Origin of the sequence: Tardiphaga alba, assembly GCF_018279705.1 — a bacterium.
Classification (GTDB): Bacteria; Pseudomonadota; Alphaproteobacteria; order Rhizobiales; family Xanthobacteraceae; genus Tardiphaga; species Tardiphaga alba.
The window spans coordinates 5,536,879-5,555,542 of record NZ_CP036498.1; the positions used below are offsets into that span (position 1 = coordinate 5,536,879).

Annotated in this window: 15 protein-coding genes and 1 pseudogene; 4 read left to right on the forward strand and 12 right to left on the reverse strand. The window is 57.7% G+C overall.

The window, feature by feature from the left end; all coding sequences use genetic code 11:
• Positions 1 to 242: 242 nt before the first annotated feature.
• From RPMA_RS26400 to RPMA_RS26445, 10 genes are all read right to left on the reverse strand, one after another.
• Positions 243 to 1,019, reverse strand: a complete 777-nt coding sequence (locus RPMA_RS26400; RefSeq protein ID WP_211910665.1) for an enoyl-CoA hydratase-related protein — start codon at positions 1,017 to 1,019, stop codon at positions 243 to 245.
• Positions 1,020 to 1,152: 133 nt separating this feature from the next.
• Entirely contained in the window at positions 1,153 to 1,887 is a 735-nt protein-coding gene (locus tag RPMA_RS26405; RefSeq protein WP_211910666.1) for an SDR family NAD(P)-dependent oxidoreductase, read from the reverse strand.
• Positions 1,888 to 1,979: 92 nt separating this feature from the next.
• Positions 1,980 to 3,155 carry a serine hydrolase domain-containing protein gene (locus RPMA_RS26410; RefSeq protein WP_328516538.1) on the reverse strand — a complete coding sequence of 392 codons (1,176 nt, stop codon included), beginning with the start codon at positions 3,153 to 3,155 and terminating at the stop codon, positions 1,980 to 1,982.
• A gap of 49 nt (positions 3,156 to 3,204) precedes the next feature.
• Positions 3,205 to 4,416, reverse strand: a complete 1,212-nt coding sequence (locus RPMA_RS26415; protein WP_211913841.1) for an ABC transporter substrate-binding protein — start codon at positions 4,414 to 4,416, stop codon at positions 3,205 to 3,207.
• Positions 4,417 to 4,712: 296 nt separating this feature from the next.
• The gene (locus tag RPMA_RS26420; protein WP_211913842.1) at positions 4,713 to 5,924 is read right to left on the reverse strand and encodes an ABC transporter substrate-binding protein; all 1,212 of its coding nucleotides are present in this window, start codon (positions 5,922 to 5,924) and stop codon (positions 4,713 to 4,715) included.
• Between the two features lie 537 nt (positions 5,925 to 6,461).
• On the reverse strand, positions 6,462 to 7,208 hold the full coding sequence (locus RPMA_RS26425) for an SDR family NAD(P)-dependent oxidoreductase (protein WP_211910668.1): 747 nt from the start codon (positions 7,206 to 7,208) through the stop codon (positions 6,462 to 6,464).
• A 93-nt stretch (positions 7,209 to 7,301) separates the two neighbouring features.
• Entirely contained in the window at positions 7,302 to 8,321 is a 1,020-nt protein-coding gene (locus RPMA_RS26430) for a branched-chain amino acid ABC transporter permease (protein ID WP_211910669.1), read from the reverse strand.
• Between the two features lie 2 nt (positions 8,322 to 8,323).
• Positions 8,324 to 9,202 carry a branched-chain amino acid ABC transporter permease gene (locus RPMA_RS26435; RefSeq protein WP_211910670.1) on the reverse strand — a complete coding sequence of 293 codons (879 nt, stop codon included), beginning with the start codon at positions 9,200 to 9,202 and terminating at the stop codon, positions 8,324 to 8,326.
• A gap of 9 nt (positions 9,203 to 9,211) precedes the next feature.
• Positions 9,212 to 9,925 carry an ABC transporter ATP-binding protein gene (locus RPMA_RS26440; protein ID WP_211910671.1) on the reverse strand — a complete coding sequence of 238 codons (714 nt, stop codon included), beginning with the start codon at positions 9,923 to 9,925 and terminating at the stop codon, positions 9,212 to 9,214.
• Positions 9,922 to 10,698, reverse strand: a complete 777-nt coding sequence (locus tag RPMA_RS26445) for an ABC transporter ATP-binding protein (protein ID WP_211910672.1) — start codon at positions 10,696 to 10,698, stop codon at positions 9,922 to 9,924. The genes RPMA_RS26440 and RPMA_RS26445 overlap by 4 nt, the downstream gene beginning before the upstream one ends.
• A gap of 634 nt (positions 10,699 to 11,332) precedes the next feature.
• On the opposite strand from RPMA_RS26445, the gene RPMA_RS26450 reads away from it, so the two are divergent.
• Together RPMA_RS26450 and RPMA_RS26455 are read left to right on the forward strand one after the other, a co-directional pair.
• Complete coding sequence (locus RPMA_RS26450) at positions 11,333 to 12,868, forward strand: acyl-CoA synthetase (RefSeq protein ID WP_211910673.1); 1,536 nt, start codon at positions 11,333 to 11,335, stop codon at positions 12,866 to 12,868.
• 18 nt (positions 12,869 to 12,886) lie between these two features.
• Entirely contained in the window at positions 12,887 to 14,098 is a 1,212-nt protein-coding gene (locus RPMA_RS26455) for an ABC transporter substrate-binding protein (RefSeq protein ID WP_211910674.1), read from the forward strand.
• 83 nt (positions 14,099 to 14,181) lie between these two features.
• Here RPMA_RS26455 and RPMA_RS26460 read toward each other — a convergent pair whose 3' ends face one another.
• On the reverse strand, positions 14,182 to 15,234 hold the full coding sequence (locus RPMA_RS26460; protein WP_211910675.1) for an AraC family transcriptional regulator: 1,053 nt from the start codon (positions 15,232 to 15,234) through the stop codon (positions 14,182 to 14,184).
• Between the two features lie 350 nt (positions 15,235 to 15,584).
• Here RPMA_RS26460 and RPMA_RS26465 point away from each other — a divergent pair, with 350 nt between their 5' ends.
• Both RPMA_RS26465 and pobA read left to right on the forward strand, forming a co-directional pair.
• The gene (locus tag RPMA_RS26465; protein ID WP_211910676.1) at positions 15,585 to 16,019 is read left to right on the forward strand and encodes a GFA family protein; all 435 of its coding nucleotides are present in this window, start codon (positions 15,585 to 15,587) and stop codon (positions 16,017 to 16,019) included.
• 253 nt (positions 16,020 to 16,272) lie between these two features.
• Positions 16,273 to 17,441: pseudogene (pobA, locus tag RPMA_RS26470) on the forward strand (4-hydroxybenzoate 3-monooxygenase).
• Between the two features lie 112 nt (positions 17,442 to 17,553).
• Here pobA and RPMA_RS26475 read toward each other — a convergent pair.
• On the reverse strand, positions 17,554 to 18,654 hold the full coding sequence (locus tag RPMA_RS26475) for a phenylacetaldoxime dehydratase family protein (RefSeq protein ID WP_211910677.1): 1,101 nt from the start codon (positions 18,652 to 18,654) through the stop codon (positions 17,554 to 17,556).
• Between the last annotated feature and the right edge of the window lie 10 nt (positions 18,655 to 18,664).

Sequence of the window (18,664 nt, forward strand, 5' to 3'; positions counted from 1 at the left end):
GCGCCTGCTATTGCAGAGCGCGATCCCTCCGAAACGAAATACCGGTCCTGATCCCGTCCTGGTTCAACCGCCAGCATTCGATGGCCGCGCCATCCAACTCGGCCGATGAGCTCCATAGAAGAGCAACGCGTCTTCGCTGTGCCCGCGTATGCGCCTTTAAGGCACACACCCTCTACAAATAAATGCTCGGCTATGAGCCAACGAGCGCACCGGAACGGCACGTCCGTTGGCGGCGCGCGCGATCAATGTCCTTGAAATTGCGCAGGTCGTTTTTCGAGGAATGCGCGCGCGCCCTCACGAAGGTCATTCGTTGCAAACGCTTCCCCTTGCGCATCCGCTTCGTGACCGAGCGCAGTCGTCAAGGCCTCGCTCCACGCTGTCTGGATTTGCGATTTGATCAGGCGAATCGCAACCGGAGGTCCTTTTGACAATCTCTCGGCCACAGAAAAGGCTTCGGCGAACACATCCACGTCGTCGACGGCCTTCCAGATGAGACCCCAACGCTCCGCTTCATCGGCAGAGATCGGCTCGCCCAGCAAGGCAAAAGCACGCGCACGCGCCACGCCCGCTGACCTGGCAATGAGAAGCGAGGTGCCGGCATCCAGGGCGGCGCCTAGCCGAACAAAACTGAGAACGAATTTTGCGGACCGCGCAGCGACGACGATATCGCCGGCAAGAGCAAGCCCAACGCCTGCTCCGGCGGCAGCGCCATTGACAGCAACGACAATGGCTTTCGACGCTGTTTGCATCTTCTCAATGATCGGATTCAGATTGTTTCGGAGCGTATCCGCGACGCCGGATCCAGATCCGAAGCTCTCCCCACCGAGCGAGGCGCCGGAGCAGAACCCCTTTCCGGCTCCCGTGATGAGAACCGCTCGAACGCTATCATCCGCAAGCGCCCCTGTCAGTCCTTCGTTCAGTTCCGGGAGAAGACCGGCGCGCATGGCATTATACTGCTCCGGATTGTTCAGGGTCAGAATCGCGACAGCATCTCGTTGTTCGTACAATACTAGCGGCATGGCTTTCTCCTGTGCCGCGAGATCGTGTCAGATCTTGCAATCCTGAAAATGGCCGAACTGCTCAATCGCAGTGGCGTCGGGCATCAGCCGGCACGGTCGCTTAGGCGCAGCGACCGTGCTGTCGATTTGCAGCCTAAGCCAGCGTTCCCCCGTCAACCACGACTTCGGCTCCAGTCATGAAGCTGGACTCGCCCGAAGCCAGAAACAGCGCAGCGGACGCAACATCGGCCGGCGTTCCGATACGCCCGAGGGGCAGCCGGGCCTTCATCGCATCGAGCTCCTCCTCGGACAGGTTCTCGACCATCCTGGTCTCGATCAAACCGGGATGCAGAGAGTTCACCCTGATGCGATGGCTGGCAAGCTCCGCTGCGGCGCATCGGCTCATTCCGCGAATTGCCCATTTGCTGGCTGCGTATGAGAACATCCCTTTGGTGCCGCGAAGACCTGCAATCGACGACACATTGATGATGCTGCCACCGCGCTGCGCAATCATCATGTCCGAGACGGCGCACATCCCGAGAAACGTGCCGACCTGATTGATGCGGATCAGTCGCTCGAATACCTCCAGATTTGCATCGGTCAGCGCGTCACCCGCAAAGGCCCCTGCATTATTGATCAGGATATCTGCTCGCCCATAGCGGTCCGACACCAACTTCATCACCCGTGCCCAGTCCGCTTCGGAGGAGACGTCGTGCTTCACGAAAACCGACTCTTTCCCGATCTCGGCCGCGACGCGCTGGCCTGCTTCCTCGTCGATATCCGTAAGTACGACTTTGGCGCCCTCGTCGGCGAACAGAATGGCTTCCGCACGCCCCATGCCACGCGCAGCGCCTGTGATAATCGCAACCTTGTTGTCCAGCCGTCCCATGCCAACTCCAGAATTTCTCTCAATTTAGGAACGCGAGCGGCCGAATCATCTGCCGATCATGATCGTTTGCTGCCTCGCAACGCCGCCCGCCGCTATGATGGCCAAGATGTTTTGTAGATCGCCTTTTCCAACCGGACGAAGAGATCCATGACCCGTCGATCCTGGAATGGCAGGAGTTGCGAAGCGAAGGTCACTGCGAGAGATCGGGCAGGATCCCACCAGTAAAAGAGATTCAGAAGGCCGGCCCAGGACAGGCTGCCCGCTGATCGCATGCCCTCCCACTCTTCCGTCGTGATCTGGAAGCCGACACTGTGCTTCTTCGTCATGCCGGGGAAGAATTCGGCATCCAACGACAAATGCGGAACGGTCGAACGCATGACCCCGACATTTACATCGCCGATCTGATTGGCCTTCATGACTTCGACCGAGGCTGGACTCAGCACCTGCTTTCCGTGTCGAGAGCCGTTGTTGAGGAACATCTGGAGAAATTTCGTATAGTCGTCGAGCGACGAATAGAGCCCGTGTCCGCACAAGATGCGCTGGCCGGGATTCGGCCAGTCGAAAGCGATCGGCGTGAAACCGTCATCGCCACGCCGAGTGTGTACGGTGGCGAGCCGCCGCTGCTGCTCTTCGTTCAAAGAAAACGCGGTGTCCACCATATCGAGCGGTCGGAACACGTTCTCGTTCAGATAGTGATCGACACGTTCACCGCTGAGAATTTCGACGATTTCTCCGAGCCAATCGATGCCGGTGCCATAAGCCCATTGCTCACCGGGATCGAAACTCAACGGCGACAGCGCCTTCGCGTTGCGTCCAGCATAAGATTCGGGAACGCCTGCAATCTTGGAATATCTGTCCTTCTTTTCGGACCAAAATTCGTATGCAATTCCCGACGAATGGCTGGCCAGATGTGCGAGCGTCACCTCACGCACGGGTTTGCGCAGCCGCGGGCGTTCGCCGTCAAAGCCATCCAGCACCTGGATATCCTTGAAGGCAGGTATCAGCGACGACACCGGCTGGTCCAGCCGGATGTCTCCGCGCTCGACGAATTGCATGAAGGCCGTGGTCGTGATCGCCTTGGTCCACGACGATACTTTGTAAATCGTATCGCGCGCGATCGGATCGGCCGTCTCGACATTTTTTTGTCCGAACACGCCGCAGTAATGCACTTTGTCCGGCCCAGACACCATCACACCGACACCGGGGATGACGTGATCGTTCACGGCATCGCCGAGCAGTTGATCCAGATCCTTACTGTCCATCGTCATATCTCATTCTGTTTCTGTTGCCGCAACGGACGCAAAGGCCCATCGATTTTCACTTGTCTGCATCGAGAAGGTCGCTGATCGGCTTCCAGGTCACCCCGTCGAACTGGACGATTTGCGCCTGGCTGATGGGCGTGTAGCGGGTCGCACTCGTGTTTAGCTTCAAGCCAGGGAGCATGCTGGACAGTTCGAAGTCTTTAATGCTCGCCGCCTTCTTCATCAGGTTTTCGCGCGTCAGGTCGTCACCGCATTGCCTCAACACATGTTCAAAAGTCTGCGCCGTGCCGTAGCCGAACTGGTACAGCACTTCTGTCGGATCGACCGACGGCATGTATTCTTTCATGAAGGCGAGATACTCCTTCATGCCGGCATCATTTGCCCATCGGGCGTCCGTGATTTCCTTGCGGTACAGAAGAGTGATCACGTCCTTGGAATTTTCGAGGCCTGCAGGAACAAGAACGCTGGAGATCGATGCGGCGGCATCACTCAGCATGTGCAGAACCGGCCATTTTGTCTCGGCCACCTTTTTGATCGCCTGCGCCGCAAACTTCGGCGTCGAGATGTCCACAAGGACATTGGCGTTGGTGGCTTTCAAAATTTGAATTTGCGAGTCGATCGTTGGCTCGGAGATCTCATAGCTGAGCTCCTTCAGAATCATCGTCGCCGCCTTATCGCCAAGGCCTTCACGCAGGCCGCGAAGATGATCACGCCCGAAGTCGTCGTTTTGGTAGAGGACAGCTATGCGTGCATCCGGGCGCTCGCGCAGAAGATATTTTCCGTAGATTTTTCCCTTGGCGACATTGTTCGGCTGCCATCCCATCGACCACGGATAGATTTCAGGCTCCGAAAAGCGATTTGCGCCGGTGCCGAGAAACAATGACGGCACTTTCTTCGCGTTGAGATACTTTTGCGTGGCAAAATTCGACGCAGTCCCGAACGAACCGACGATCGCGAAGACTTCATCGCTTTCCACAAGCCGGCGCGTCTGTTCGACGGCCTTTGGTGGGCTATAGCCGTCATCAAGCGAGATCAGGTTGATCTTTCGTCCGTTGATCCCTCCCGACGCGTTAAGCTTCTGGAAATACGCCTCCATTGCCTTCCCGATCGCGGCAAAGGTGGACGCCGGCCCGCTATAGGGCATCGTTTGTCCAATCTTGATCTCTTTGTCCGAGACCCCAGGACCATAAGATTTCTGCTGAGCGGACGCTTGCGATGCGCAAACAGTCAATAAAAGTGCGACGGCTGAAATGATTTTGCGCGTCATGTATTTCCTCGTTGTTTGAAATGCGCTGGGCGAGCTGCTACGTCGCAGCTTCTTGTTGTTTTGTGCCAACCCCGTTCCGCTCCAGATCACGTCGGGAGTGTCGGGAAAGTTTGACTGCGAGTTCCGGCCGTCGAAATGGCCGGCAATGTCAAAAGTGATGGCGAAAACCGACATCCGAACGGATTCATCGGCATTCACCCAGCTGTGCGAAGATAGCGCTGCTGGGCTCTGCATTGAGGACGGCGCGCGATCGGTCTGCGATGGTCATCTGATGGGACGACCATCGCCGCCAGGAATCACTTGGCCAGCGCGCGCCACTTGTTGCCATCGAATTCGAGAAGCTTCTCGTCCTCGATCGGTTTGTAGTCGGTGGGGCTTGTATTGATCAGCACGCCGGGCAGCAGCATTCCGAGTTGAAGATCTTTCAGATTCGCAGCTTGCCGCATGACATTCTGCCTGCTGAGGTCGTCTCCAGATTGCTCGAGAACCTTGACCAAGGTTTGCGCAGACGAGTAGCCCCACACCGCATTCTGATCCTGGACATCCGCACCGGGGAGATATTTCTGCATGAATTCCAGATAGGCCTGAAGACCGCCATCCCCCTTGAGCAGTTCATCCCCGGGATCCTTCATGAAGGCCGCCGTGATCACACCGGCCGCTTTCTCGACCCCTGCGACTTTGAAAACCGCGGTGATATTTGCGCTTGGAGATGCAAGAAAATGCATCGGCTTCCAGCCGATCTCGTGCATCTTGCTGAGCGACTGCGCTGCGAATTTCGACGAGCTTGCGTTGAGGAGAACGTTGGCGCCGGACGCTTTGAGTGAGACGATCTGCGAGTCGATCGTCGGATCCGTCGGCAAGTAGCTCGCACGCGCCACGATCATCTTGGCATTCGCTGCCCCTAACGTCTCCTCGAAGCCTCGAACGAAGTCCTTACCGAAATCATCATTCTGATAGAAGATCGCGATGCGTGCATCCGGCTTCGAAGCGAGAACCTCTTTGGCGTAGGTCGCTCCTTCGCTCGCGAAGGACGGCATCCAGCCCATCGTCCAGGGAAACTGCGCAGGATCCGCCCATTTGGAAGCACCGGACACGACAAACAGCTGCGGCACTTGCTTGTTATTGAGGTATTTTTGAATGGCGGAGTTCGATGCAGCGCCCAGCGTGGCGAACATCAGCAACACCTCGTCATCCTCCACCAGCTTTCTGGTCTGCTCGACCGTTTTCGGCGGACTGTATCCGTCGTCGAGGGATACGAGATTGATCTTGCGGCCGCTTACGCCTCCACGTTCGTTGATCATCTTGAGATAGGCGGACTGCGTTTTTGCCGTCGTGCTCCAGGCGGAGAATGGACCGCTATACGCAGTCGTCTGGCCGATCTTGATCTCTTGCGCAGTGACGCCAGGCAAATCCTTCGATTGCGCGATCGCCGAACCAGAAATTCCCAGAAGGCAATCAGATACTACCAGTAGTCCCGCGAAAAATGCGCCGCTCGCAGATGAGCTCATCTCCCTACTCCCTTGGATATTTGGAAACCGCTTCTTAGTTGATGATACAATGGTGGTATAAACAACTATCATCTTGTCGCCATGATTGACTTGTGTCAATCGAGGCGACAGCAACGCTGGCAGATCGGTCTCAAAAACGCCGTTCGCTGTTGCGATGCGAGATACGCAAGACGAAGCCCAGCGGAGCCTCAAATGCCTGATGACAACGTCTGCCAGGAGAGAGCATCGCGCCTCCGGTCGCCCGGACCCAGCGATACATGTGATCCATGCGCTAGACCGACATCCGGGGAGCGGCGTCCGACTTCCATGGCGCGACTCCTGCGCACGTTGCGATCGACGTTCTCAAACTCGGTCGATAGCCCAATATACAGGATGCCGATGTGTGTCCTCGATCCCTGGGGAGGCGGCTGGGCCTATCGGTCAAATGAAGAAGCCGGTTGGCACGAGGAATCGGAGCGCCACTGAAACCCAGTCAGGTCCGATTATCCCGAGCGGATAATGCCGACCCCAAAGATCGCCGTCTGGGCGCTTCCTCCCCTAAGCGGCGAGATATCCGCCATCGACCGGATAAACAGAGCCCGTCAGGAAGCTTGCCGCATCGTCCGCGAGGAATGCGACGACTTCTGCGACTTCGTGCACGTTGCCGATGCGGCCTAAAGCGTGCTGTTGAGCGGCTTCGACCAAACGTTCCTCTGAGGCCGTGTTGAGAAAGTCCGTCTTGATGACCGCCGGCGCCACCGCGTTGCATCGTATGTTATGAACGCCGTATTCCAGCGCGATGCTTTTCGTGAGACCGATCACACCGTGCTTCGCTGCAACATACGGGCTGATATCGCGCCGGCCGACGAGACCCAGCGCTGACGCGGTATTGACGATCGACCCTCCCTTTCGCCGGAGCATTGCTGGAATTTGAGCGCGCACGCCGTAGAACATCCCGGATAGATTCACATCGATCACGCGTCGCCAACTGTCGATGGTCTGATCAGCTGTGAGCTTGAATTCGCCAGTAATGCCCGCATTGTTGCATGCAATGTCCAAACCACCCCAACGCTTCTCGATCTGATCGATCACGCTGACATGAGCGTCGGGATCTGAGACGTCGAGTCGAAGAAAATGAGCGTCGCCTCCCGCTTTACGGATATCGTCGACGACGAGACTACCGTCGTCCGTTTGCATATCGCACACGATAACACGAGCCCCGCCTGCAGCCAGCCGAGTGGCGATCGCCCGCCCAATTCCCCTCGCACCGCCAGTCACAAGCGCCGTTTTTCCAGTTAAGCTCATAGTGGCTCCTTGAAGTGAGATGCCTGGCCGGGCACGCATGCATCGTGCATCGGCCGGAACCCTGTACAATGCGTCTGTTCGCCGTGCCGTCGGTTATCGATGACGGACCATTCGTTCAACGACACTCGCCAGCTGCTTCGCCCCATTCGGCAGCAGGAAGATGATGAAGATCAGGATGATTCCGAATACGGCACCGGACAGGCCCTTTGACACATGTTCCGCGATGTTCGGAACGAACACGATGAAAAGCGCGCCCACCAGAGAGCCTGGCAGCCAACCAACGCCGCCGACAACCATGCCGAGGAACAGCGCGATAGCGAGCTGGATGGTATAGCCATCCGGTGCCACGAACTGCACGGCGATGGCGCCGAGGGCACCGGCGATGCCGGTGATGCCCGCCGACACACCGAAGGCGAGAGTCTTGTAGAGCGCCACATCCACCCCCATTGCGGAGGCCGCAATTTCATTGTCGCGGATCGCCATCATTGCGCGACCAGAGCGCGACATCAGCAGATTCACCGATGCGAAATAGATGACGACCGAGACGACAAGGGTGAAGTAATATAGCCACGTGTCCTGTGATATTTTCAGCCCCATGGAGGCGAAGATCGCCGGTGCATCCGGCTTGGCAACGACCAGCCCCTGCACACCGCCGGTCCAGTGCTCGAACAGGCCGAGCTTGAGGAGTTGCGGCATGGCCACGGCCAGCGCGAAGGTCGCCAGCGCGAGATAGATGCCGCTCAGCCGCAACGCGGGCAGGCCGAACAGGAAGCCGGCGATGAAGCAAATGATGCCGGCAGCGGGAAGCGTCAAAGCATAATTGACGCCGGTATGCTCGATCAGAATCGCTGATGTGTAGGCGCCGAGCGCATAGAATGCGCTCTGACCGAGCGAAAACTGGCCACTTGCGCCTGTCAGAAGGTTGAGCGCCAGAACTGCGATCGCATAGATGAGCACCATGGTCATCTGGAAGACGACGAAGTTCTTCACAAAGATCGGGACGACGACCAGCACGGCAAGCATCACGAGGGATGCGATGGGGCCGAGCAACATCGCTTTCTTCGGCACTGCGGCGACGACCGGAGTGGAGGAGGTTTCTTGAACGATGCTCATAATTAAACTCGCTTGACGACGTTGCGACCGAACAGGCCGTGGGGTTTGACGACCAGCACGGTGATGATCAGCGCCAACGCGATGGGCAGTTTCAGCTCGTTGCCGACGCCCGGAATGTAGGTACCAACGAGATTTTCAAAGATGCCGACCAGAAAGCCACCGATCACGGCGCCGAGCGGGCTCGACAATCCGCCGACGACTGCGGCCGCGAAGCCGTAGATCAGCACGCCGCCCATCATATTGGGCTCGAGAAACACGACGGGAGCGATCAGCATGCCGGCAATCGAGCCGATCGCCGCGGCCATCCCCCAGCCGAGTGCGATCATCCACGAGGTGTTGATGCCAACGAGGCGAGCGGACTCAGGTGCAACTGCGGCAGCCCGCATCGCGAGACCCACCCGCGTGTATCGGAAGAACAGAAATAGCAGGATCAGCAACACCAAAGTGACGCCGATCATTCCGGCCTGATGCGTGCTGATCAACTGGCTACCGAGGAAGGACGACGATCCGAACGGCGACGGGAATTGCTTGATGGTGAAATCCCAGGTCAATCCAGCCACGCTGTTGATGATGGCAAACAACGCGATGAATCCCGCGACATGCGTCAGCACCGGCGCCTTAGCGAGAGGCTTGAACAGGGCCCGCTCGATGGCGACGCCGCCGATGAAGGAGAACACGAGCACAATGAGGAACGCGCCCCAATACGGCACGCCCCACTGCATCAATTGCCAGGCGATGAAGGTCGAGAACATCGCCATTTCGCCCTGGGCGAAGTTGAGGTGGTCGATCGCCTGGTAGATCATCACGACCGCGAGCGCCATACAGGCATAAATCGCGCCGGTGGCGACGCCGGCCAGGACTTGATTGATGAGAAGTTCCATGGCCGCCCCTCAGTATCCAAGATAGGATTTACGGACATCTTCGTTATTCGCGACTTCGTCAGCAGTGCCCGACATCACGATACGTCCGGTTTCGATGACATAGGCCTTGTCGGCGAGCTCGAGCGCGAGCTGTGCGTTCTGCTCGACGACCAGGATCGAGACTTTGTCCTCACGGTTGATCTGGCCGAGGATCTTGAACAGATCCCGCACGATCAGCGGCGCAAGACCAAAAGATGGTTCGTCCAGCAGCATCAGGCGGGGACGCAGCATCAGCGCGCGGGCCACCGCAAGCATCTGCTGTTCGCCGCCGGACAGCGTGCCGGCTTGCTGGGTGTGGCGCTCCTTCAATCTTGGAAAATAGTCGTACATCCGATCGATATCCGACTTGATCGCCTTGATATCCTTGCGGCTGATCGCGCCGAGCTCCAGATTCTCATCCACCGTCAAGGTCGCAAAGGTGCCGCGGCCCTGCGGTACATGGGCGATGCCCAGCCGCACGATGCTCTCGGTCGATTTGTTGTCGAGCTTCTTGCCCTCGAACTCGATCGAGCCGGTGGAGCGCACCATGTTGCAGATCGCCCGCAGCGTGGTGGTCTTGCCGGCGCCGTTGGCGCCGAGCAGCGTGGTGAGACTGCCTTCCTTGAGGTCGAATTCGAGGCCGTGCAGTGCCTGGACCTGGCCGTAATAGGCGCGCAGGTCCTTTACATGAAGCATCGTGCTCATGAATCTTTGTCCCCCAGATAGGCCTTGATGACAGCCGGGTCTTTCTGGACGGCAGCCGGGGTGCCTTCCGCGAGTTTCTTGCCGAAGTTCAGCGCGACCACATGGTCGGCGATCGACATCACGAGGCCCATGTGATGCTCGACGAGCAGCACGGTGACATCGCGTTCGTCGCGGATGCGGCGGATGAGATCGCCGAGGACATAGACTTCCTCGTGATTGAGGCCGCCGGCGGGCTCGTCCAGCAGCAGGATCTTCGGTTCGGCCGCGAGCGCGCGGGCAAGCTCGACGCGCTTCTGGGTGCCGAACGGCAGACCTGAAACCACGGTGTCGGCGACGTTCTGGAGATCGAGATAATCAAGGATGTCGTTGACGTCCCTGTTGATCGCCGTTTCGCCACGGCGCACCCATGGCAGCTTCAGCGCATCACTGACGATGTCGCTATTCGTGCGTGCATGCTTGCCGACGCGGACATTGTCGCGAACCGTGAGGTTCGGAAACAGCGCGACGTTCTGGAAGGTGCGGCCGATGCCGATTTCGGAAATCTTGTGGGCGGGCCGCGTCAGGATCGACTGGCCTTCCATCAGGATGTCGCCCTTGCTCGGCTGATAGAGCCGCGAGAGGCAGTTGAAGAGCGTCGTCTTGCCGGCGCCATTCGGTCCGATCAGGCCGAGGATGTGGCCTTTCTGCATGTCGAACGAGACGCCGTTCAGGGCGACGATGCCGCCGAACACGACGCTAACGTCGTTGACGCGCAAGAGCGGCTGCGCCCCCATGCTCGTCCCAGCAGGCCTTTCAAAGCTTACACTTGGCAACCGATTCCCCCGTTTGATTTAGACTGTGGAACGACCGAGAAGTCGTCGCCGTCATTTTTTCGAGATTGGTCCCGATGATTGGCCCAACTCGTATTTGACCGCCTCATGCGGAAAGCGGCGCATGCAGGAAGTTTGGGTACGCATGAGACACGCGGTGAGCCGCCTCGCACGGCCTCCGCCCTGTCTTTTGACGCGCCTCGCAGCGACGCCGACGCTGACCTCAAGAAGGATGAAAATCTTCGCTGGCGGACAATGACCTCAGTCATCAATCGAATTGGCGCTAGATAACAAAAAGAGATTGTTCCTATCTGCAGATCCTGAGGCAGCACCTCTCGGTACTGCCCTTCGCCGGTCGCGAGGCGCCCCACCATTTCGGGGCCGGACACTCGGCCTGCCATGCGGGCTCGCGGGCGATCCAAGAGGATGCGACCACCCAGAGATCAGGGCATCGTCGCACGTGCCCTGCCCGCTCCTGCCCAGGGAGAGCAGTGCGGTCAGTCTTTTTGGCACGACCGGCCATATTATCGGTCATGCGCACCCCTGATATTTGTCGCAAAGCCGAGCCGATCATGCTCGCGCCAACCCTGGGATAGAAATGCCGACACTCAAGAATTGGGCCGCAAGGCACCCCGACAAAGTTGCCGTTCGCGTAGCGTTCACCGAGACAACCGTGACGTATCGAGCGCTGGATCGCCGCGCCAATTCCGTCACCCAGCTGCTGATGTCGATGGGGCTGAAGTCCGAGGACGGCGTGGCCATTCTGCTGGAGAATGACCCTACCTACTTCGAACTGGTCTGGGGCGCTCGACGCAATGGCATCTACTACACGCCGATCAGTACGCATCTCAAACCCGATGAAGCCGCCTATATCGTCCGCGACAGTAGTGCGAAGATCCTTTTCGTATCCGCTAATTTTCCGGAGGCTATTGCCGCGCTGAAGTTGGACAACCCAGCCGGCTGCATCATCATCGTTCTTGGAGAGCGGATCGAAGGTACTCTCGACTATCGGACCGAGCTCGCAAAATTCGGTGACTATATCGAGATTCCCGATGGCCCTGTCGGAAAAGACTTTTTCTATTCGTCCGGAACCACGGGGCAGCCCAAAGGCATCAAGCAGCCTCTCTTCAGGAACATTGCCCAAGCTCAGTCTTCCGGAGATTGGGTGCGCGACAATTTCAAGTTCGACGAAGAGAGCATCTATCTGTCGCCGGCGCCGCTGTATCACGGAGCTCCGCTTCGTTTCACGATGAGAACCTTGGAGTCCGGCGGCACTGTCATTCTGATGCCGAAATTCGCCGCCGACAAAGCGCTTGCTGCGATCGAGACCTACCGTGTGACACACAGCCAGTGGGTCCCGACGATGTTCTTCCGCTTGCTCGCGCTGCCCGAAGACATTCGCCGCGGAGCCGATCTATCGTCGCACAAATGCGCAATTCATGCGGCCGCTCCCTGCCCTCCCGAAATTAAAGAGCAGATGATCTCGTGGTGGGGGCCGATACTCTGGGAATACTATGCCGGTTCTGAACGAAATGGTGCAACCTGCCTTTCGACAGAAGAATGGCTCTCCCACAAAGGATCTGTCGGGCGTGCTTGCGTCGGCAAGGTGCACATTCTCGACGAGGACAAAGGCGAACTGGGGCCTCGTGAGATCGGCGATGTGTATTTCGAGGGACCGAGCTTCGTTTATCATAACGATCCGGAGAAAACCGCGAAGTCGCGAAACGACAAAGGCTGGTCCACGATCGGTGACGTCGGATATGTCGATGAAGATGGCTACCTCTATCTGACGGATCGCCGCTCCCACATGATCATCTCAGGCGGCGTCAATATCTACCCCGCAGAAATCGAGAATCGGCTGTCCATGCATCCAGCCGTCGAAGACGTCGCGGTGTTCGGCATACCGAATCGCGAGTTCGGCGAGGAAGTGAAGGCCGTGGTGCAATTGAAGGACCCTTCACTTGCGTCACCCGCCTTCGCACAGACGCTGATCGCATTCTGCAAGGAATCCATCTCGAACGTGAAGTGTCCACGCACCGTGGATTTCGAGACGGAGATGCCGCGTCAAGAAAACGGAAAGCTGTTCAAGCATGTTCTGAAGAAGCGCTATCTGCAATCGGCTTCAGCCGCATAAAAACACAGAGGAAACGTCATGAGAGTCCTAGCAGCTGCCAGCTGCGCGATTGCTGTCGCGCTCTTTTCGCATCCGCTCCTTGCGCAAAGTAAGAACTACGGCCCTGGCGTGACCGACACGGAAGTCAAAATCGGTCAAACCATGCCTTATAGCGGGCCTGCGTCGAGTTTCGCCGCGATTGGCAGGGCCATGGGCGCCTACTTCCAGAAGATCAATGCCGAAGGTGGAGTCAATGGTCGAAAGATCAACCTGATTTCGATAGACGATGCATATAGCCCACCGAAGGCTGTGGAGCAGACACGGCGTCTGGTGGAGAGCGACGAAGTTCTGGCAATTGTTGGCACTTTCGGATCGCCAAGCAACTTCGCAACCCAGAAATATCTGAACGCCAAGAAGGTGCCGGCTTTGTTCCTCGGCACCGGCGCGAACCGGGTTTCGGATCCCGCGACATTCCCATGGTCGATGGGCTGGCAGCCGAACAATCATGCGAAAGGTGCAATTTACGGCAAGTATCTGCTGAAAGAACGCCCCGATGCGAAAATCGCGATTCTGTTTCAAAATGATGATTTTGGCCGCGACTATGTCCGAGGCGTCAAAGATGCTTTGGGCAGCAAAGCCGCATCGATGATCGTGAAAGAACTGAGTTACGAGTTGGCAGAGCCGACCGTCGATTCACAGATTCTCGTTCTCAAGTCGTCCGGTGCCAATGTCTTCGTCAACATCGCAACTCCCAAATTCACCGCTCAGGCGATCAAGAAAGTCGCCGAAATCAAATGGGACGTTCTTCACCTGATCAGCGATGCCTCCTTCTCGATATCGAGCACGCTTGTTCCCGCCGGCCTTGAGAACTCAAAAGGTGTTATCAGCGTGAACTTCCGCAAGGATCCGAGCGATCCGGTGTGGAAGGACGATCCCGGCATGAAGGAATATCTGGCATTCATGAAGCAATACATGCCGGACCTGAATGCCCAAGAGTCTCTGTACGCCTTTGGCTATGCGACAGCACAGACCTTTGTTCACGTCCTTGAGAAATGCGGCGACAATCTCACGCGAGAGAACCTCATGAAGCAGGCTGCCAGCATCAATAATCTCGTTCTTCCGATCATGTTGCCCGGGATCGTTCTCAATACGTCTCCCACGCGATACACGCCCATGACCCAAGAGCAACTCGTCCAGTTCGACGGTGAAAAATGGGTTTCGGTCGGTGACGTGATCGACGCCGAGAAATAATGCATTGAGGGCCTCTCGCTACGAGAGGCCCTCTTCCGGACTTTCGCATCGATAGCGCCGACACGCATCGCGTGCAGAAGACACTACTCTACAGTGCTCGGCGCAGCTGTGGCGCTTGGGTCTGTATGGCGATAGGAGCCTGGTGTGAGACCGGTCCAGCGCCGAAATGCACGATGGAACGTACTTAGCTCCGAGAAACCGAGCTGCAGTGCGATCTGCTCAAGCGGTACGCTGGTCGTTCTCAACAGCCTGACGGCCGCGTCGCGTCGCACCTGATCCTTCAACTCTTGAAAGCCTTGATCTCCACCATCCGCGAGCCGCCGCCGCAGCGTCTGTGGAGAGACGTTAAGCCGCGCAGCGACTTCTTCGAGCGACACGTGCTTGGCTAGGTTGCGCCGCAAAATGGCGCGAACGCGCTCGGAAAAGCTGCTTTCGTCGCGATAGCGAACCAGCATCGCGCTCGGCATCGATTTGATGAATCGCTGGAGACGGACTTCGTCCGGCATGATCGGCAAATCCAGAATCTCTTTCTGGAATCGAAGCTCATGAGATTTTTGATTGAAGAGGATCGGCGCATCATAGAATGGAGCGAGTTCGGAACTGAAAGCATGTTCGCCGAACGCGTAGCGCACCGAGTTCAAAGGAAGCCGTTTCCCAACAAGCCAGCACATCATGCCATAAACGAAGAAGAGCGCCGCTCCGCAGATCGCCCGGCGTCGGGTCGGATCCTGCACCGAGGTCGTGACCCAAATACGCATTTCGGACCCGTCACTTCCCATTCTCATGGTAAAGTCGCTGACGGTCTTGTGGTAGAAGCTGAAGCCTGTGCGAAGGGAAGATCCCAGATTGCTGCTTTGAACGATCAACCTGCACATGGTGTTGAACGTGCCAAGCCTGATCGGCCGATCACCGAGTAGCCAGAACTCGTCCCGCGTCACCCGCGTCAAAGTCGAGATCAACCGCGCAAATCCCTCCTGGGATATGGCTTTGGCATTTCCAGCAATGACCTCGGGCTCGAGATGCGCACGCTTCAGCAGCCGCGGCACGTCCAGGCCCGCTTGCTCGACACCGCTCAAGATGACTTCGAGATATCGTGCATCGATCGGACGACGTCCTCTGGCATACAGCTCGGTCATCTCTCAGAAAAGTCTCCCAAAGCCGCGAGCCCGCGGCAGAATTGCGATTATTTTGGCCGACGACTTTGAAACGTTCTGCCATTGCCGTTCGAATGACTTTTGACAATATCGAAAGCTCCGCCCGACACAACAGGGACGGACGATACCGCTTGCGAAGTAGCGCCGTTAACGAGTGGAGCGCGTCGCACCATGGCCCAGGGGCACATCCGCGCCAGGCAAACGATGCAGTTACAGAACTTCGCCCATAGGCATAGCTAGAGCTCTATTCGAACAACACGCTTTTTAATTGGGATCCGCATGCTTGAACGAGACCGCCTCCCACCCCGCATGACGCTGCGTCGAGGACAAATATGAGCAATCCTCCCCTGGCCGGCGGCTGCTTGTGCGACGCAATAAGGTATGTGTCTGCGCCGCCTCTCCGCTTCGTTGTGTGCCATTGCCGCGATTGCCAATATTCGTCCGGCGGCGCCCCCGCACATGTTGTGGTCGTGGCCGAGGATTCCCTCGTCATCGAGAGAGGCCGTGAGAAATTGCGGTCCTTCACGAGCACAGCGGACTCCGGCAACTCCGTCACCCGTCAATTCTGTTCGGAATGCGGGACGCCCATCTTTGAACATCTGCAGATGGCGCCCGCTGTGAAGCTCGTCAAGGTCGGCACGATCGATGACGCAAGCCATCTCAAAGTCGACGTGACCGCATGGACGGCTTCGGCGCAACCCTGGGCGCTGATCGATCCTGCAACGGAATTGTGTACTCACAATCCCACGCCAAGAGCACAACCCTGATCTGAGACGTAGGTCGACCTTCTCTTTCGGCGAGCGTAACCACACACGCTCGCTCCGCGCTTTTGCTCTGCAGCGGTGATGTCCCTCGCCTTGTTGAGCCGGTCGCCTTGCATGCACGCGGAACGGTGTATCCCGCCAATTCGTTTGACCAGTCCGGCCATTCAACGACAGAGCTTCAACGCCGATACTTGCTGCACGAACGGGCTAAGCGAATTTGGATCACCCGCTTATGCTCGACCACTAAGGAGATGCAGTGCGCACGCAGGTTGTCATTATCGGCTCGGGCCCGGCAGGGCTTCTGCTGGGCCAGTCTTTGCATGCTCGAGGAATTGATAACGTCATCCTTGAACGCAAGGATCAGGACTATGTTTTGGCCCGGATCCGGGCTGGTGTTCTCGAATCCGGCACTGTGGCGCAACTTGAGGAGCTTGGTGTCGCTGAAAGACTCCAAGCCGAAGGGCTAGAGCATACCGGGATTGAGCTGCTCTTCCTCGGCCAGCGCCATCGCCTCGACTTGAGCAAGAGCACAGGGCGATCCGTCACGATCTATGGGCAAACCGAAGTCACCCATGATCTGATGCTGGCACGTGCGTCGTCAGGGCAAGTCAGCGTATACGAAGCCGAGAACGTGACGTTGCATGGCTTCGACGGCGACCGCCCCACCGTGCGCTATTCGAAAGACGGCGCGTCTCATGAGATCACATGCGACTTTATTGCAGGCTGCGACGGCTTTCACGGCGTGTCTCGCGCAAGCATTCCGTCATCTGCACTCAGTATTTACGAGAAAACCTACCCATTCGGCTGGCTCGGCCTGCTCACCGATGCTCCACCGGTGTCGCCGGAGCTGATCTATGTAAATCATCCGCGCGGCTTTTCCCTCTGTTCCATGCGCTCCCCTACCAGAAGCCGCTACTACCTGCAGGTTGGGCTCGACGAGCATGTCGAGAACTGGTCGGATGAGCGCTTCTGGATGAGTTGCGAACGCGGCTTGATGAAGAAGCTGCGGACAACCTCGTGACCGGGAAATCCCTGGAAAAAAGCATTGCACCTCTGCGCTCGTTTGTCGCCGAACCGATGCGGTTCGGTCGCCTGTTTCTTGCCGGGGACGCCGCGCACATCGTGCCGCCGACCGGCGCCAAGGGGCTAAATCTTGCAGCTTCCGATGTTTTCTATCTTGCGACCGCTTTGGCCGAGTTCTACGAGGAAAATTCCCAGGCCGGCCTGAATGCCTATTCGGTAAAGGCGCTCTCACGGGTCTGGAAAGCCGTCAGATTCTCTTGGTGGATGACGTCAATCCTGCATCGCTTTCCTGGCACGGAGCCGTTCGAAACCCGCTTGCAGACCGCCGAACTGGACTACATCGTCGGTTCAGAAAAAGGCCAGGCGGTGCTTGCCGAAAACTACGTAGGCCTGCCGTACTAACCCGCGGTCCCGCAACGCGGAAGCAAGCAGCGCGCTTGCGGTTCACGGGTTGGATCACATGCCGGTGCAGCCGCGGTGCTTGAGATCGTCTTCGATCTCAAGCACCGCGGGACTACGATTTGGCCTCATCGAACCATCTCAGCAGGCCCGTTTCCGGATGGCAATTGACGTATACGAAGTCGGGATTGTCGCCGTCCAGGACGACGACTTCATGCCACAGCTTGAGGTTTCGCCCTTCCGGGTGCTTTTTGACCATGCCGTGAAAGCTGTTGAAGATCGCCAGATGGGTGGGATGCGTCTTCGACCAGGCCTCCAGGTCCTCAAGTGATTTGAAGATCGCGAAGCCGAAGGTTGCGAGACGAGCGCTACTGTCCGCTCCGCGCTCGGTCATGAAGCGGCACGAAAAACAGCCGGTCTCGACAGGATTATCGCGCAGAAAGTTCATCCCCTCGACCAAGCGCGGATGAACTTCACCACGATAGGTGTCAAGTTCGGCGCCGGTGCATTCGGTCCAGTCCTGACCAGACTTGATGATCGCGGTGTTGACGGGAGGCTTGATCCTGATCATGCGCCCCATTGTGTCGGGCTTTCCATCAACGAGTTGCTTCACGGGGCTCTCGAGACAATCCGACGCCGACACTTCAAGCCGGTGCCGCATGGCTCCCCAATAGGCGTGCTCGCGCACCTCGGTGCCCTTGTTGTTCGCAGCCCGGGCAATGCCGAATTCCTGTTTCTTTCCTGAAATTGTTTCCAGTCGCTCGACCGGAACACGGATCGTCTCATGCCATACGCCGATGTCAGCAATCAAACGATCATCGCTCTTCAGCCATTGCTCATATTCGCTCTTCGCCAGCCATTGCTCGTATCGATGTGAGCTGAGCCAGTACGCAGTAAGCACCTCGTTTCGCACACCGCGCTGATCAATGTAGAACGAGTGATCGACGAAATCCGGCACGGCGGATTGTTTGAGAAAAGCCCGAAGATGGGCGATCGCCGCATCGATATCGTGCTCTTGGCCGCCCTGTAACCCGAAGTAGGAGATGACCGGCTGATGGACATCGCTCCCGAACTTCGATGCATGCGCGGGATAAGGAGGGTTCCAGTCTGGCCGGGGGAGCGCGCGTCGTATGTAAGATTCGTCGGATGAAACAGTCATCGCGTCCCCCATGTGCCTGGTTTTTATCGTTTCTCGAATGCCGGATCGATCCGTCATGCGCTACCGT

Coding starts and splice junctions, on each gene's coding strand:
- RPMA_RS26410 (WP_328516538.1), bottom strand. CDS start 3,155: ATGACGATGGACAGTAAGGATCTGGATCAACTGCTCGGCGATGCCGTG.
- RPMA_RS26430 (WP_211910669.1), bottom strand. CDS start 8,321: ATGAGCATCGTTCAAGAAACCTCCTCCACTCCGGTCGTCGCCGCAGTG.
- RPMA_RS26445 (WP_211910672.1), bottom strand. CDS start 10,698: ATGGGGGCGCAGCCGCTCTTGCGCGTCAACGACGTTAGCGTCGTGTTC.
- RPMA_RS26440 (WP_211910671.1), bottom strand. CDS start 9,925: ATGAGCACGATGCTTCATGTAAAGGACCTGCGCGCCTATTACGGCCAG.
- RPMA_RS26450 (WP_211910673.1), top strand. CDS start 11,333: ATGCCGACACTCAAGAATTGGGCCGCAAGGCACCCCGACAAAGTTGCC.
- RPMA_RS26420 (WP_211913842.1), bottom strand. CDS start 5,924: ATGAGCTCATCTGCGAGCGGCGCATTTTTCGCGGGACTACTGGTAGTA.
- RPMA_RS26435 (WP_211910670.1), bottom strand. CDS start 9,202: ATGGAACTTCTCATCAATCAAGTCCTGGCCGGCGTCGCCACCGGCGCG.
- RPMA_RS26465 (WP_211910676.1), top strand. CDS start 15,585: ATGAGCAATCCTCCCCTGGCCGGCGGCTGCTTGTGCGACGCAATAAGG.
- RPMA_RS26415 (WP_211913841.1), bottom strand. CDS start 4,416: ATGACGCGCAAAATCATTTCAGCCGTCGCACTTTTATTGACTGTTTGC.
- RPMA_RS26460 (WP_211910675.1), bottom strand. CDS start 15,234: ATGACCGAGCTGTATGCCAGAGGACGTCGTCCGATCGATGCACGATAT.
- RPMA_RS26400 (WP_211910665.1), bottom strand. CDS start 1,019: ATGCCGCTAGTATTGTACGAACAACGAGATGCTGTCGCGATTCTGACC.
- RPMA_RS26425 (WP_211910668.1), bottom strand. CDS start 7,208: ATGAGCTTAACTGGAAAAACGGCGCTTGTGACTGGCGGTGCGAGGGGA.
- RPMA_RS26405 (WP_211910666.1), bottom strand. CDS start 1,887: ATGGGACGGCTGGACAACAAGGTTGCGATTATCACAGGCGCTGCGCGT.
- RPMA_RS26475 (WP_211910677.1), bottom strand. CDS start 18,654: ATGACGGATCGATCCGGCATTCGAGAAACGATAAAAACCAGGCACATG.
- RPMA_RS26455 (WP_211910674.1), top strand. CDS start 12,887: ATGAGAGTCCTAGCAGCTGCCAGCTGCGCGATTGCTGTCGCGCTCTTT.